Origin of the sequence: Bifidobacterium sp. UTBIF-78 (assembly GCF_006408945.1) — a bacterium.
Classification (GTDB): domain Bacteria; phylum Actinomycetota; class Actinomycetes; order Actinomycetales; family Bifidobacteriaceae; genus Bifidobacterium; species Bifidobacterium myosotis.
Map to the genome: position 1 here is coordinate 1 of NZ_JFAO01000063.1, position 13,910 is coordinate 13,910.

The 13,910-nt window shown below is 57.0% G+C and carries 9 protein-coding genes and 1 pseudogene; 6 read left to right on the forward strand and 4 right to left on the reverse strand.

Features of this window, described 5'->3' with window-relative positions; genetic code table 11:
• The 3 genes from BG22_RS10230 to BG22_RS10245 form a co-directional block, all read right to left on the reverse strand.
• Positions 1-558: DnaB-like helicase C-terminal domain-containing protein (locus BG22_RS10230; protein ID WP_308810467.1), on the reverse strand; the 558-nt coding region annotated here is incomplete at its 3' end.
• A 311-nt stretch (positions 559-869) separates the two neighbouring features.
• Entirely contained in the window at positions 870-2,291 is a 1,422-nt protein-coding gene (locus BG22_RS10240; RefSeq protein WP_181163490.1) for an ATP-binding protein, read from the reverse strand.
• Between the two features lie 17 nt (positions 2,292-2,308).
• The gene (locus BG22_RS10245; protein ID WP_181163491.1) at positions 2,309-3,031 is read right to left on the reverse strand and encodes a LytTR family DNA-binding domain-containing protein; all 723 of its coding nucleotides are present in this window, start codon (positions 3,029-3,031) and stop codon (positions 2,309-2,311) included.
• A gap of 396 nt (positions 3,032-3,427) precedes the next feature.
• Here BG22_RS10245 and BG22_RS10250 point away from each other — a divergent pair, with 396 nt between their 5' ends.
• Positions 3,428-6,196 carry a glycoside hydrolase family 3 protein gene (locus BG22_RS10250; protein WP_181163492.1) on the forward strand — a complete coding sequence of 923 codons (2,769 nt, stop codon included), beginning with the start codon at positions 3,428-3,430 and terminating at the stop codon, positions 6,194-6,196.
• Positions 6,197-6,434: 238 nt separating this feature from the next.
• On the opposite strand, the pseudogene BG22_RS10255 reads toward BG22_RS10250, so the two are convergent.
• A pseudogene (locus tag BG22_RS10255) lies at positions 6,435-6,998 on the reverse strand (class I SAM-dependent methyltransferase); the annotation flags it as partial.
• A gap of 167 nt (positions 6,999-7,165) precedes the next feature.
• Between BG22_RS10255 and BG22_RS10260 the strand changes: the two are divergent.
• The 5 genes from BG22_RS10260 to BG22_RS10280 are packed head-to-tail and all read left to right on the forward strand — an operon-like array spanning position 7,166 to position 13,883.
• A complete protein-coding gene (locus tag BG22_RS10260) occupies positions 7,166-8,185 on the forward strand; it encodes an ABC transporter permease (protein WP_140495317.1) in 1,020 nt (339 codons plus the stop codon).
• Between the two features lie 31 nt (positions 8,186-8,216).
• Positions 8,217-9,128, forward strand: coding sequence for an ABC transporter permease (locus BG22_RS10265; protein WP_140495319.1), 912 nt, complete (start codon positions 8,217-8,219; stop codon positions 9,126-9,128).
• A complete protein-coding gene (locus tag BG22_RS10270) occupies positions 9,125-10,759 on the forward strand; it encodes an ABC transporter ATP-binding protein (RefSeq protein WP_140495321.1) in 1,635 nt (544 codons plus the stop codon). The genes BG22_RS10265 and BG22_RS10270 overlap by 4 nt, the downstream gene beginning before the upstream one ends.
• Positions 10,760-10,807: 48 nt before the next feature.
• Positions 10,808-12,430 carry an ABC transporter substrate-binding protein gene (locus tag BG22_RS10275; RefSeq protein ID WP_140495323.1) on the forward strand — a complete coding sequence of 541 codons (1,623 nt, stop codon included), beginning with the start codon at positions 10,808-10,810 and terminating at the stop codon, positions 12,428-12,430.
• Between the two features lie 10 nt (positions 12,431-12,440).
• On the forward strand, positions 12,441-13,883 hold the full coding sequence (locus BG22_RS10280; RefSeq protein ID WP_140495325.1) for an amidohydrolase: 1,443 nt from the start codon (positions 12,441-12,443) through the stop codon (positions 13,881-13,883).
• The last annotated feature ends 27 nt before the right edge of the window (positions 13,884-13,910 follow it).

Here is a 13,910-nt window from a genome sequence, read left to right on the forward strand (position 1 = left end):
TATGTCGGGAGCTGCTGTCAGGGGAGTCTCGTTCAGGCGGTTCCACCGTTCGTCCGTCACGCCGTCCAGGTATCTGCCGTGGTTCAGCGTCGCCATCGGGATGTCCGTCCCGGCGGAGACGACGCGCTGCGCCAGCTCCGCCGGGCTCATCGTCGAGCTGAACACGACCGTTGCCATATGATGCCGCAATGCGGCGGCCCGTGCGAAATCCAGTCCGAGCACCGACTCGCCCATGCCCGGCCGTCCCGCGATGAGGGCAAGCTGTCCGGGCCACAGGCCTTGGATGGCCGAGTCGATGTCACGGAATCCGGTGGGAACGCCGTCCCGCTTTCCCTGTTGAATCTCGTCGATCCGCTCGAGCAGATTGTGCACCAGCGAGCCGATGGTTTCGCATCCGGAAACATTGGAGGGCGCCGGCCGTCCCGTGCCGCCGGAGGCGGGGTTCGTATCGTGCTGCGGATTCCCGGCGGCATCCCGCCGCATGCCGGTTTCGGAATCCATACTGGTCCCGGTATCGGCGCAAGGATGGTTCTGCGGGGTCTCGTTGATGTTCGTCATGGCTGCAGCATAGGGACGCGGTTTCCCTGCCGGTACATTTCTACCGGAATTGAAAGAGCGGGGATCGCTCCCGTGGCCGAAGGCGTATTCATGCCATGTCCGCGGCCTGCCTGACAAGAACATCCGCCGGCCTCCGCGATGGGGACGGGCGGGGCCGGCGGACTGCGATGGGTCACTTGTCGAGCGAGTCGAGGAACTGGTCAAGCCTTGTGTTGAATTCGTCGGGATACTCGTAGGCCATGAGGTGTCCGCCCATCACGTAGGTGGGGGTTTCGGGGCATTGCTTGTTGTACCAGAATTCGGCGGATAGGCTAGTCGATGGGGAACATGATATCGATGCAGTATGTCCCATTCTGAGCCGTGACGGAGAACGTTCCGCCATAGCGTTTGGCGATGGCCATCATCGAGCGCGTGCCGAAGCCGTGGTTCGTGGTATCGGGTATTCCGCTGTTCGTGGTCTTGCGGGTTATCGGCAGGCCGTCGTGGTCGATGTGGAGATCCCCTCCGTAATAGTTCTCCACATGAACTGAGACGCATCCCATGGAATGCCGTACGGCCACCGTGATGGACTGGTGTTTTCCTTGCGCAAGTGTATTGCTGGCCTCGATGGCGTTGTCCAATGCGTTGCCGAATAAGGCGTACAGGTCGGCTGGTGCCATGAAGTTCAGTGCTTTGCCGTCGGCGGTGCATGTCAGTGTGATGCCTTGGTTTGTGCAGAGCAGTTGCTTTTCGGTGAGTATGGTGTCCAGTGCGTCATTGCCGGTGAGTACTGATGAGTCATAGATGGACAGTGTCTGCGTGATGTCGAGGATTGCGGCCCTGTCGGGCGTGCCGCTTTGGTCGGCCAATATCCGAATCTGATGACGTAGGTCGTGGCATTTGATGTTGATGGCTTCGATGGTTTCCCTGCTGATCTGATACTGCCGCTCACGTTCGTGCAGGAGATGCTCGGCGATGACGCGTTCCTGCTCGATGCTGGTCTCATAGAGCAGTTTGTATTCGGTCCAGAGTGTGGCGATGCATGCGAAGCCGTGGAGCAGTCGGAGTATGAGGATGTAGTTCAAGCCGAGTCCGATCCCCTCCAGGCTTTTGAGCACCACATCGTATCCGATGATGATCAGGCATGTCACGGGCAGCATGAGCGTCATCTGACGATTGGCCATGGATGCGAGGCCATCGTGATTGATTCTGCGTACCAGAAGCAGATGGCATCCGCTGTATACCAAAGCCACGCAAATCACGGTATTGGCCAGATAGGGGATCGGCAGTGTGGGGTCAATGCCGTTCGCTCGCATGATGCTGGCAGCCAGTTCGGTGGTTCCGCTTGCAAGATTCTGCATGGTATAGCCGGCCGTGGCGCAGAACATAGCGGTTTGAAGCGACATGCGGTATAGCCTATGTACGACGGCTACGCAGACTATCAGTACGGCAGAAAACATGATGATAAGCGGTGCATATCTGGCTGCGGGCTGTAATATGTCCGCTGCATCTGATGGTTGTGGTGCCTTGGAATGTGCCGGATAAGGGATGAGAAATACGGCAGTGCTGAAGATGCCGGTCGCTACTAAGGGGAGAGCGGCCATAATGGCGATTCGTATCCGCAACGGGTAGCGCGGCGTCAGACCGCGGGAAAACAGGTTTACAGCCACCGCTAGGCATACCGCATTGATTAGCATCGATATGATGCCGCCTGCATGTGCTGCATGATTTCCGAAGTCCAGGGTAGTTCCCATGAATGATGGATTGTCCATCAGATACTGCCCCCGATATAGCGGTTGATAGTCTCCAGCGCTTGTTGTTTATATGTGCGGGTAATCGTGATTGTTGTACCGTCGTTCATGATGACGGAATCAGGACGGATGAGGTGGATTTGTCCCATATTGATTAGGTGGCTTGCGCTGATCCGGCAGAAACTCGTTTCCCCTAGTCGCGCCAGTTGCTCGGCCAACGCGGAAAGCGAGCCCTTCTGCCGTATGAGATCGGTCTCGCCGGCGATATGCCAGTGCAGGTTGTGACTCAGCACCTCCACATACATGATGCTGCGCGTTCGTACGATGCGTAATCCGTTGGGAGACGCAATGGTGATGGCTGACCCCGTGTTGCGTTCGATGATGCGCATGGCGCGGCCCATACGCAGTGCGAAATCGTTATACGGCACCGGCTTGACCATGAAATCAAGCGCGCCGACAGTATAACCGCGTATGACGAACTGCGCAAGGTCGGTGACGAAGATGATGGGAATCTCGTTGTTGTTCTGGCGAATCAATTCGGCGGCGTCCATACCGTTGATTCCTGGTAATCCGATGTCGAGGAACATGACATCCGCCTCGTGATGGCCGCTGAGCAATTGCTCGGCGTCGGTAAGTACGCGTGCTGTAAAACCGATGCCGTGTTGCTCTCCGAAACGCGCGAGATAGGAGCATAGGGTGTTGGCTGCTGTAGTGTCATCCTCGACAATCAGTGCGTTGTACATAGTTGCTGTTGTTCCTTTCTGCGGTTCGCCAATCCTTCGATAGGCGACGACGCCGGTCGACCGCTTCCGGGTTCGGCCCTGCTGTTCGGATGATACTTTGGGTTTTGCACTTCCAACATCCATGCTTTGCACCGGCTGCCTTATTGTGTATCTTGTTACGACCGGTGTCGATTAGGTCCGACGATAGACAGTTTATGTCAAACCTGATGTAGTGCGAATTTGGACTCAATACAGTAAATATCACGACGCTCGACGAGGTGTTCATCAGATTCAGGCAACGGTGCAGATGAATGCCGAGTCGTTTTGTTCAGATAGGAGAAACCGATGAAGCAATCCAGTAAGGCACGGGTGCCACGCAGGCCGAACCGGCCCGTACTCGTCTTGTCCTACATACTCATGGCGATTGTAGCAACCATCAGTATCGCCATGTATGCGTTTGTCGCGCCTCATGCGAGCCTGCTCTCGCTTGTCACCGACAAGGTTGACGCGAGTTCAAGTTCGGTGAAGGCGGCCAGTCAGGCCACGGCTGATATCACCGAGGAAGTCGAGTCGGAAGGCATTATTCTGCTCGACAACAAGAACAACGTCTTACCGTTCAACGGCGTCTCCGCAGTGAACGTGTTCGGCTCGACCGCAGGCAACAACTTCTCGTACGGCGGCACCGGTTCCGGTGCGGGGGATGAAACGAGCAACGTGACGTTCTACGAGGGGCTAGAGAACGCCGGTCTGAAGCCCAACGCCGAGTTGAAGAGCTTCTATGACGAGCATGCTGTCGCGGCCGAAGACAAGGGACTTGTCGGTACCGACTGGAATCTGTACGAACTTCCCCAATCCGATTATGACCAGAAGCTCATCGACGATGCGCGTGACTATTCCGATGCAGCCATTGTGGTGTTGACCCGTAAGGGCGGCGAAGGCTATGATTTGCCGCTTGATATGGCTGATTACACCGGTTCCGAAGCGGGCCGCAGTTACCTCGAGCTCACGCCCAACGAAGAGGACCTGCTGAATATGGTGAAGACCAATTTCGGAACGGTGGTCGTGGTGCTCAACAGCCCGAATGCCATGGAGCTGGGCTTCCTTGAAGATCAATCGATTGACGCGGCCCTGTGGGTCGGCGTCACGGGAGCCACGGGTGCCAATGCCATCGGCAAGGTGCTGACCGGTGAGGTCAACCCCTCGGGAAAAACGGTCGACACATTCCCCTACGAGGTGGAAAGCGCCCCGTCTTACTACAACTTCGGCGCGTATGACTATTCCAATGTGAGCTATACGAACGGTGCCTTGTTCGCTGGAACCGGAGACGCTCTTTCGGGACAGGACCCCTATCATTATGTCGAATATGTCGAAGGCATCTACGTGGGGTACCGCTATTACGAGACAGCGGCTGCGGATGGTTTCATTGATTATGATTCGGTGGTGCAATATCCGTTCGGATACGGCTTGTCGTACACCACGTTCGATGAAACGCTCGATTCCGTCAAGGATGATGGCACGACCATCACCGCCACCGTCACAGTGAAAAACACCGGCAAGGTCGCTGGCAAGCAGGTTGTGGAGATTTATGTTGGCGCACCGTACACTCCGGGAGGCATCGAGAAGAGCTCGGTGGAATTGGCGGGCTTCGCCAAGACCGATGAGCTGTCACCGGGGAAGTCGCAGACGGTGACGGTCTCGTTCGACTGGGAGGACATTGCCAGCTACGATTACACGGGCGTAAAGGCCAAGGGTGGAGCCTATGTGCTTGAAGCCGGTGATTACGACATCAATCTACAGACCGATGCGCACACTATTGTGGCATCGCGACAACTGAAACGTGACCATGACGTCATCTATGACGATGATCATGATGGAGCTCGTTCTTCCGATAACGTCGCCGCTACGAACCAGTTCGACGACGTGAGCTCCGGCGATGGTCTTACCTATATTTCTCGCGCCGATTGGAAAGGCACGATGCCCACCGAGCGTGCAGCGGTCGCCAAGGAAGCCACTGCCGAACAGGTGAAGAATCTGACCGATCCCGAACCGGTGGGTGATACCACCGATGACGACATCATCACTGGGGCCCACAATGGTCTTACGTTGGCTGATGTGAAGGGCTTGGACTACGACGATCCGAAATGGTCGAGACTGCTCGATCAGGTGACAATTGGCGAGATGAAGGTTTTGGTAGGCAACGCCGGCTGGCTGACAGCGAGTGTCAATTCAGTCGGCAAGCCGACAACTCTGGACAGTGATGGTCCCAACGGACTCAACAATATCCTTGCCCGAGTCAACGGTACCCAGCTCACCGGTCAGAGCGTGCTTGGATACACATGGAACGTGGAACTGGCCGAACGAGTGGGTGCGTTGCTGGCGAAGGAAGCCAAGGCGTACGGCGTCGATGGCCTGTATGCGCCGGGTGCCAACCTGCATCGCAGCGCGTTCGGCGGCCGCAACTACGAATACGTCTCCGAAGACCCGGTGCTGACTGGTAAGATCGTGGCCGCCGAGGTACGCGGCATCGAGGGTAGCGGCGTTTACTCCTATACCAAGCATTTCGCGCTCAACGATCAGGAAACCCATCGTGCCGACGGCGGTCTGGTGACTTGGGCCAACGAGCAGGCGATGCGTGAACTGTATCTGAAGCCTTTCGAAATCACGGTCAAAGAGGGAGGCGCGACTGGACTCATGAGCTCGTTCAACCGTATCGGCACGACCCCGGCTGCCGAGAGCTACGCGTTGCTTACTACCGTGCTCCGCGACGAATGGGGCTTCCGCGGTGCCGTGGTCACCGATTGTACGATGGCTGCGGACACCAGTGACGTCAACCGCAGTCTGCTTGCCGGCAATGACCTCAACCTCAATTTCCTGCAGGACATGTTCATGACAAGCGACACCACGAACACGCCCACAGGCCGTCAGGCGCTGCGTCGCGCCACTCATAACGTGCTGTACATGGTCGCAAACAGTAGCGCCGTCGAGAAGAGGACCACCAACTGGAACGCTGTGATCACCACAATCGTGGCCGTCATCGATGTGTTGGTCATTGCCTTGTTCGCACTGTACCTGTGGCGTCGGCATAAGGCGATGCTTCGATGGCGTGCGGCAGGGCGTCCCAAGGGCTGGCTTGCTACCAAGTTCGCAGCGCGTAAGGCTTTGGTGACGGTCGCTCCACGCGAATGATTATGCTCCTGACCATATGTCAGCGATGAATTGCATGGTGCTGCACCATGTGGGCGTCTATGTAAGCCTAGTCGCTCACATGGTGCAGCACCATGCATGTGTTGGTCGCTCGTCGGCGCGATGCCACGTGCTGACGCCTCGATGACTCGAACGGTGGTTACATTCCGCGGACAGTGAGGTGGAAGATCAAGGCGATGATCTTTTCCACCTTTTGTGTGTAACGTGGTGGACGCCTCCGTCACTTGGTGGCGGTGATGGCGATGTATCCGCCTTGGGTGTAGCCGTCGATGGGTTCCTCGACGGCCCGGTTGGTGTAGACGGGGTTGGCGATGAGGGTCTGCAGGTAGGTGGGGTCGTGCAGGCCGAGCCTGTCGGTGAGGATGTGGCTTTTCTCCTCGGTGGTGTGCCAGTAGGCGGATTTGGCGAGTTCGATGGGGTAGGGGAGCTCGGGCAGGGTGCCTTGGAGTTCGGGGCTGTCGTACCCGTTCTGGGTGGCGGCGAGCAGGTACATGAGCCCGTAGGCGCTTTCCTTGGGCACGTCGAGGAGGATGAGCCTGCCGCCGGGCTTCAATGCGGTGAGGGTGTTAGCGTAGGCGATTTCGAGGTCGGGGATGTAGCTTGAGGAGCCGTTGAAGTAGATGATGTCGTACGTGTCCCGGGGCAGGTCCGCGGTTTCGGCGGTGCCGATCTGGACGGTCATGCCGCGTTTGCGGGCGATGTCGGCCATGTCCTGGGAGGATTCGACGCCTTCGGTGACGGTGATGGCGTATTCGTCGGCGAGGGCCTTCTCGAATAGTCCGCTGTTTGAACAGCCACAGGCTTGGTTGTTTCATATTCCGTTCTGAGTGTTATCCATATGTGGTTCATATTGGACCGGACGAAGAAGATGCGGATGGAGCACAGGATAGCCCGCCATAAGCAACTCATATATCGCATATGCATGTTACTCGATGAATTCCCTGTACTCTGATGAATCATCCAAGCGGGTTGGGGATTCGCATTGGGTTGGGGATCTTGTTGAAGGGACAGATGTTGGAATATATCATCAAACGGTTGCTGCAGGCGGTGTTTGTCGTATTCGCCGCATATACTTTCGCCTTCTTCCTCCTGTACGCATTGCCGAGTGATCCCATCTCCTTGTTTCTCGGTCCCGACTCGACCGACATCGATCCGGCGCAGCGTGCTGCATTGGCGGCGAAGTACGGGTTTGATCAGCCGGTGATTGTCCAGTATTTCAATCATTTGTCGGCTTTGCTGCATGGTGATCTTGGTTTTTCACTGCAGCAAAGCCGCTCAGTGGGCGGATTGATTACGGAGGCGTTGTGGTACACGCTGCCGCTGGCAGGGCTGGGATTCCTCGTGGCGGCCGTTTTTGCCACTGTGGTATGTGAACTCTCCCTTGTGTTTTCGAATAGTTGGTTGCGTCATGTCCTTGATTCGTTACCGGCCTTGGGGAATTCGATTCCTGGGTTTTGGTTTGGCATGCTTCTCATACAGTTCTTCAGTTTCAAACTTCGGCTTCTTCCTGCTTTTGGAGACAACGGGCCCTTAGGGCTTATTCTCCCGGCGCTCACCATAGCATTGCCCAGCAGCGCGTTGATGGCACAGGTATTTCTTAAGTCGATGCGTGAGAATGACGAGAAGCCTTTCGTTTCCCAATTAAGAGCCGAGGGCATCGGGCGGCTTGGCATTCTGTTCCGTCATATCACCCCTAATTCCTTGTTGGCCGTGCTTACCGTCGCGGGCATGACGGTTGGTCATTTGCTGGGAGGCACTGCTGTGGTTGAGACTGTATTCTCACGTCCCGGGTTGGGCCGTGTCGTGGTGACTGCGGTCTCCTCACAAGATATACCCACGGTGCTGGGTGTTGTATTAGTCGTAGCAATCATCTACAGCGCGGCCAATTTGCTTGTTGATTTGGCCTATGGATGGATTGATCCTCGTATCCGGCTGGCCGGCGGACGTTTTTCCCGTCTAAACGCAGCATAAATCAGTAGCTAAGGAAGATAAGGTCTACGTCATGGGTTCTGTATCTGTCGCCAGTGTCTCTTTCCGGAGCGCACGCAACGTCAAAGAAAAGATCCGTAAACGAGCGCGTTTCTTGCAAAATGGCAGACGGGGTGATGGCAGAAGCTACACCAGTTTCGGTTTCCTCATCTCATCGGCATGGCTCGCCCTCGTCCTCATCGGCGCTATATTCCCGAATGTCATTACCCGACAGGATCCGTTGGCCAATAATATCAGTGAAAAACTGCAGCGTCCGAGCTTCTCTCATTGGTTTGGCACTGATCAGCTGGGGCGTGATCTGTTCTCTCGAGTGGTCCATGGATCGACGTTGACGCTCCAAGCCGTGCTACTTGCAACGGCGATCAGTTTCGTCGTGGGGGTCACGCTTGGCATTGTATCGGGTTTCTGGGGAGGATGGGTCGATGCTGTCATCATGCGTGGCGTCGATATCCTTCTCTCCATTCCCCGTCTGCTGCTTGCCTTGGCTGTAGTGGTGGCGCTGGGTTTCGGGACTGTGAAGATCGCCGTTGCGGTTGGGATCACCACGATTGCGTCCATAGCGCGTGTCGCTCGATCACAAACACTACAGATCAGGGAGCTCCCCTATATCGAGGCCGCCAAGGCCGGAGGTGCCAGAACGCTGCATGTGCTGCTGGCTTATATGCTGCCCAATGCGCTGGGCCCAGTCATCGTTCTGAGCGTTCTTGAGTTCGGCTCCATCATCCTTTCGGTCGCCTCGCTCAGCTTCCTTGGGTATGGGGCGACCCCTCCTACGCCGGAATGGGGTGCTCTCGTGGCCGATGGCCGTAATTATTTGGCGGCACAAGGATGGCTGACTTTCTTTCCTGGCGTTGTAATCACTCTGACCGTGCTGGCATCCAACAGAATCGCAACCACTCTGAACGAACGGAGCCGGACCATATGAACAGCGACATCATTTTGAGGGTAACCGATCTCACACTCTCCTATGCGACGCGGAAGGGCATAGTGAAGGCCGTCCACGGAGCTGGTTTCAGCATTCGCCGCGGCGAACGAGTCGCATTAGTGGGCGAAAGCGGATCGGGCAAATCCACCATTGCATCGACGATCATCGGACTCGAACCGCGCAACCTCATCGTGGAGCAAGGCGACATACGTTTCGCAGATGCGAACTTGCTCACGCTAAGGGAACGCGAGCTCAACAAGTTGCGTGGCAGCGCCATCGGATACGTGCCCCAGGATCCCACCGTATCGTTGGATCCCCTGCGGCGTATCGGAGAGCAGGTCGCCGAAGCCCTCACCGCACACGGGAAATTGGATTCCATGGCGCGCGACGAACGCGTGCGCACGGTGCTTCAGGAAGCGGGCATCGACAATCCCGAATTGAGATGTCGTCAATACCCGCATGAGTTATCGGGCGGTCTCAAGCAACGTGTACTGATTGCCATCGCAATGGTGAACACGCCCAGCCTCCTGATTGCTGACGAGCCGACAAGCGGGCTGGATGTGACGGTGCAGAAGACGATTCTGGACAACCTCGATGCACAGGTCGAACGACACGGTCTGTCCGAACTGCTGATAACCCATGATCTGGGTGTGGCAGCGGACCGCACCGACCGAATCCTTGTGATGCAACATGGAAGCATCGTGGAGGAAGGCAAAACCAAGGACATCATACAGAATCCCCAGCATCCATACACGAAGCAACTCATCGCGAACGCCCCTGGGTTGAATGCCATAAGGCGCATTCATTCCGTCGGATCATCAAAACGGTCCGGGGCATCGCCCGACAATATCGAGGCGCTGTCTTTGAGGAACATCGCCAAAGTGTTCCGGGCGAGGAGCCGCAAGGACCGTGATGTCGTCGCCTTGGACAACGTCAGCTTGTCTGTCAATAAGGGTGAAACCATGGGGCTTGTAGGTGAAAGCGGGTCCGGGAAAACCACGTTGGGACGCATCGCCCTTCGGCTGGAATCCGCTGACAGCGGAATCGTCAGGCTTAATGGTCAAGACATCAGCGATGTGCGCGGTGAGCATTTGCGGCAATTGAGAAAGCAGATCCAAGTGGTCCAGCAAAATCCATACGCTTCGTTGAATCCGAAAATGACCATCGGTCATTTGATCAGCGAGCCAGTAGGCGCGTTCCAGCGCCTCGGCCGGAGAGAGCGCAGACAAGTGGCCGCTGAAATGCTGGACGCCGTGAAACTGCCGACGAACTTGCTGGAACGATATCCAAACGAGTTGTCCGGCGGGCAACGGCAGCGTGTGGCGATAGCCCGAGCTCTGTCAATCAGACCGAGCGTATTGGTGCTTGACGAACCCGTCTCAGCGTTGGACGTGACGGCGCAATCGCAGATCCTTGATCTGCTGGTCGATCTTCAACGCAATCGAAAAGTAGGGTACCTGTTCATCTCTCACGATCTGGCCGTAGTCCGAGACATCGCGCACTCGATCACGGTCATCGACCACGGACGGATACAAGAGCAGGGGGACACCGAGTCGGTGTTCAATAATCCCGCCACGGAATATACCCGGAAACTGCTTGATTCCATTCCGGGCACAGCATTCTTCGCATGAATACGCATAACCGCCATCAACGGCAATGATAAGAAGGGAAAAAACAACATGGCAACAAGCAAGAGGGGGAAGTTGCTGGCGCTTACCGCCGCAGCGCTTGCACTGGTCACCGCGCTCTCCGCATGCGGTTCGGCCTCCGGCACGCATGAAAAGGCTGAGGCCGCTCCTGTCAAGGACGGCGGCAACTTGGTGTTCGGCGTCCGCTCCGACCCTATCAACTTCAATCCGAGCGCATTCGGAAACGGCAATACGACATGGAACATCACCCGTCAGCTGTATGATTCACTGGTCTATCAGGACCCGAAAACCGAGAAGATAGAGCCTTGGCTGGCCGAGGAGTTCTCGTCGAACGCCGATGCCACCGAGTTCACCTTCAAACTGCGGGATGATGTGACCTTCTCGGATGGGACCAAGCTGACGGCCGAAACCGTGAAGGCGAATCTCGACGATGTCAAGAAGGCCGGCGCCTCCTCCGTAGGTGCCGCGTACGTGAAGACGTATGAAAGCACGCAGGTCGTCGACGAGCATACCGCCGTAGTGAAGTTCTCCGCGCCGAATGCGGCGTTCCTCTCCGAGGCCGCCACTCCGACCATGGGGCTGATCTCTGATAAGTCCACGCAGGTGCCGTATGAGGAACGCGCGAACGGAAAGAAGGTTTCGGGTTCCGGGCCTTTCGTTCTCAAATCGTATACAAAAGATCAGTCCACGGTCGTGACGAAGCGAGCCGGCTACAAGTGGGCTCCCAAGGGATTCGACAACACCGGTGATGCTCATCTGGACAGCATCGAATTCAAAGTGATCACCGAATCGGCGAACCTCACGGGCGGCCTCGTCAGCGGACAACTGGATGTCATCGAGTCCGTGTCCCCGAACGACTACGACACCGTGGCGGCCAGCGCCAACGTCGTGCAGCGTTCCAACCCAGGCACGGTGTTCGGGGTCTATTTCAATGAGAAGAAGCCACTGTTCCAGGATGAACTGATCCGTGATGCGATTTCCCACGCGGTCAATCCGGCCGAAGTGGTCAAAGGCGCATGGAACGATCGCACCAAAGTGGCGGACAGTCCCATCAGCCACACGACCCTCGGCTATAAGTCCCAGAAGGACAAGTTGGCGGATTATGACCCCAAAGCCGCCGAAGCCGATCTGGACAAAGCCGGATGGACGAAAGGCGCGGACGGAATCCGTGAAAAGGACGGTCAGAAGCTCAAGCTCCGAATCGCCTACAAGAACAACTCCGCGGTCAACTCCGACAGCATCGCAATCATTCAGGAACAGCTGAAGGCGGTGGGCATCGACTCCGAGCAGTTCTCCGGCACAATCCCGGAATTCATAGCAGTGATAGGCCCCGGCAAGTTCGATCTGGCCTGGTCCAACCTGTCGAACGTGGACGGTGACGTGCTACGCAGTCAATTCAGCGATGAGGGCACCAACAATTGGCCCATCCAGGACCAGGGCATCGAACAGGAGCTCAAGGACCAACTCAAGATCGGTGACGCCTCAAAGCGCAATACCGCACTGGCGAAGATTCAATCCGATATCATCGAGGGCCGCCACTTCGTACCTGTGCACGAACTGACCAGCGCCTTCGGCGTATCCAAGAACGTGACCGGCATCAAGCAGGGCGCGGACGCGCGTCTTGACCTGCTCATCGACGCGGCGAAGCAGTGAGGGGAACGACATGACAAACCAGGCACGAGAAGCAGCCGAACATGGGCTCGACCGGGTAATCGGGCTGCCGGAATCCCCCAGTACCTACTATCTGGAGGAACGCAACCGAGTCTTCCAACAGAAAGCCGCCGAATTCCCCGGCCTCACATCGCCGTATTCAGGCGCTCACCCCGAGACGATAAAGGCCATCTCACGTGCGCGCGACCAGATAGCCGACGAGCTATATGCACTGTCGGACGATATCTTCCAATTCCGTGAGGAGGCCTTCCAAGAACGGAAAAGCAGCGAGGCGATACTCCGACTTCTCGCCAAGCACGGCATTGAAGGAAAGCAGGGACTCGGCTCCCTTGACACTGCGTTCCAGGCCCGCTTACTCGATGGCACACCCGAGCCAGCCAGCGCAGATGGGCTTACATGGGACGCCGAGCATGGAGATGAACGCCGAATCGCCATACTAGCGGAATACGACGCTTTGCCGGAAATAGGACATGGATGCGGCCATAACACCATTGCGGCATCATCCGTCGGTGCATTTCTCGCATTGAAGATAGCAGCGGAACATTTGCCTGACGAAATCCGCGAACAGGACTTCAAAGGTGTAGTTGCGCTTATCGGAACACCAGCGGAGGAAGGAAACAGCGGCAAAGAGACTATTGCCCGCGAAGGCTTCTTCCAAGGCATCCATGCAGCGGAGATGGCGCATCCCTCAAGCGTTGATTCAGCAGGCCTCGGCATTCTCGGACGCCGCATCGTGGACATCACCTATCACGGAGTGCCGGCGCATGCGGCCGCGATGCCATACCAAGGCCGCAACGCCTTGGACGCGGTAGCGCTTCATTACGAAGCAGTCGGATTGCTACGGCAACAGCTCTACCCCGAGGACCGTATCCACGGGAACATCCTCGAGGGAGGCGATCGGCCCAGCATCATCCCCAAGCAGGCGACTATTCGGTACTATGTGCGATCCCCGCGTATCCAGACCCTACGGGAACTGAGCCAGCGAGTGGACAACATCAGCCGTGGCATAGCTCTGGCCACAGGCACAGGAGTAACCGTGAACTGGGATCCACGGCCTGCGTCATTCCCGGTCCGGCAGAATAGTGTGCTCGGAGCGCGATTCGCACAGCATGAACGCTCTGAGGGACGAATCGTCTATGACCAGGCGACGCTCCCATCTGGCATTGCCGGCTCCACGGATTTCGGCAACATCAGTCAACGGCTCCCCGGGGTGCACCCAACCTTCAAGATCGCGCCGGCGGATGTTTCAGCCCATACTCCCGAATTCGGGCAGTACGCGCACGGGGAGCAAGGACGCAAAGGCATACACGACGCCTCATACGGACTGGCCGCCGTCGCGGCGGACTGGCTCGCCGATAAGGCTATTCGCGATGCCGTACAGGAAGAATTCGACCGCGATGGCGGTTCAATAGACGTGGAAAGGATCTTCGGATGACATGGAACCAGAACGAGGGACATTTTT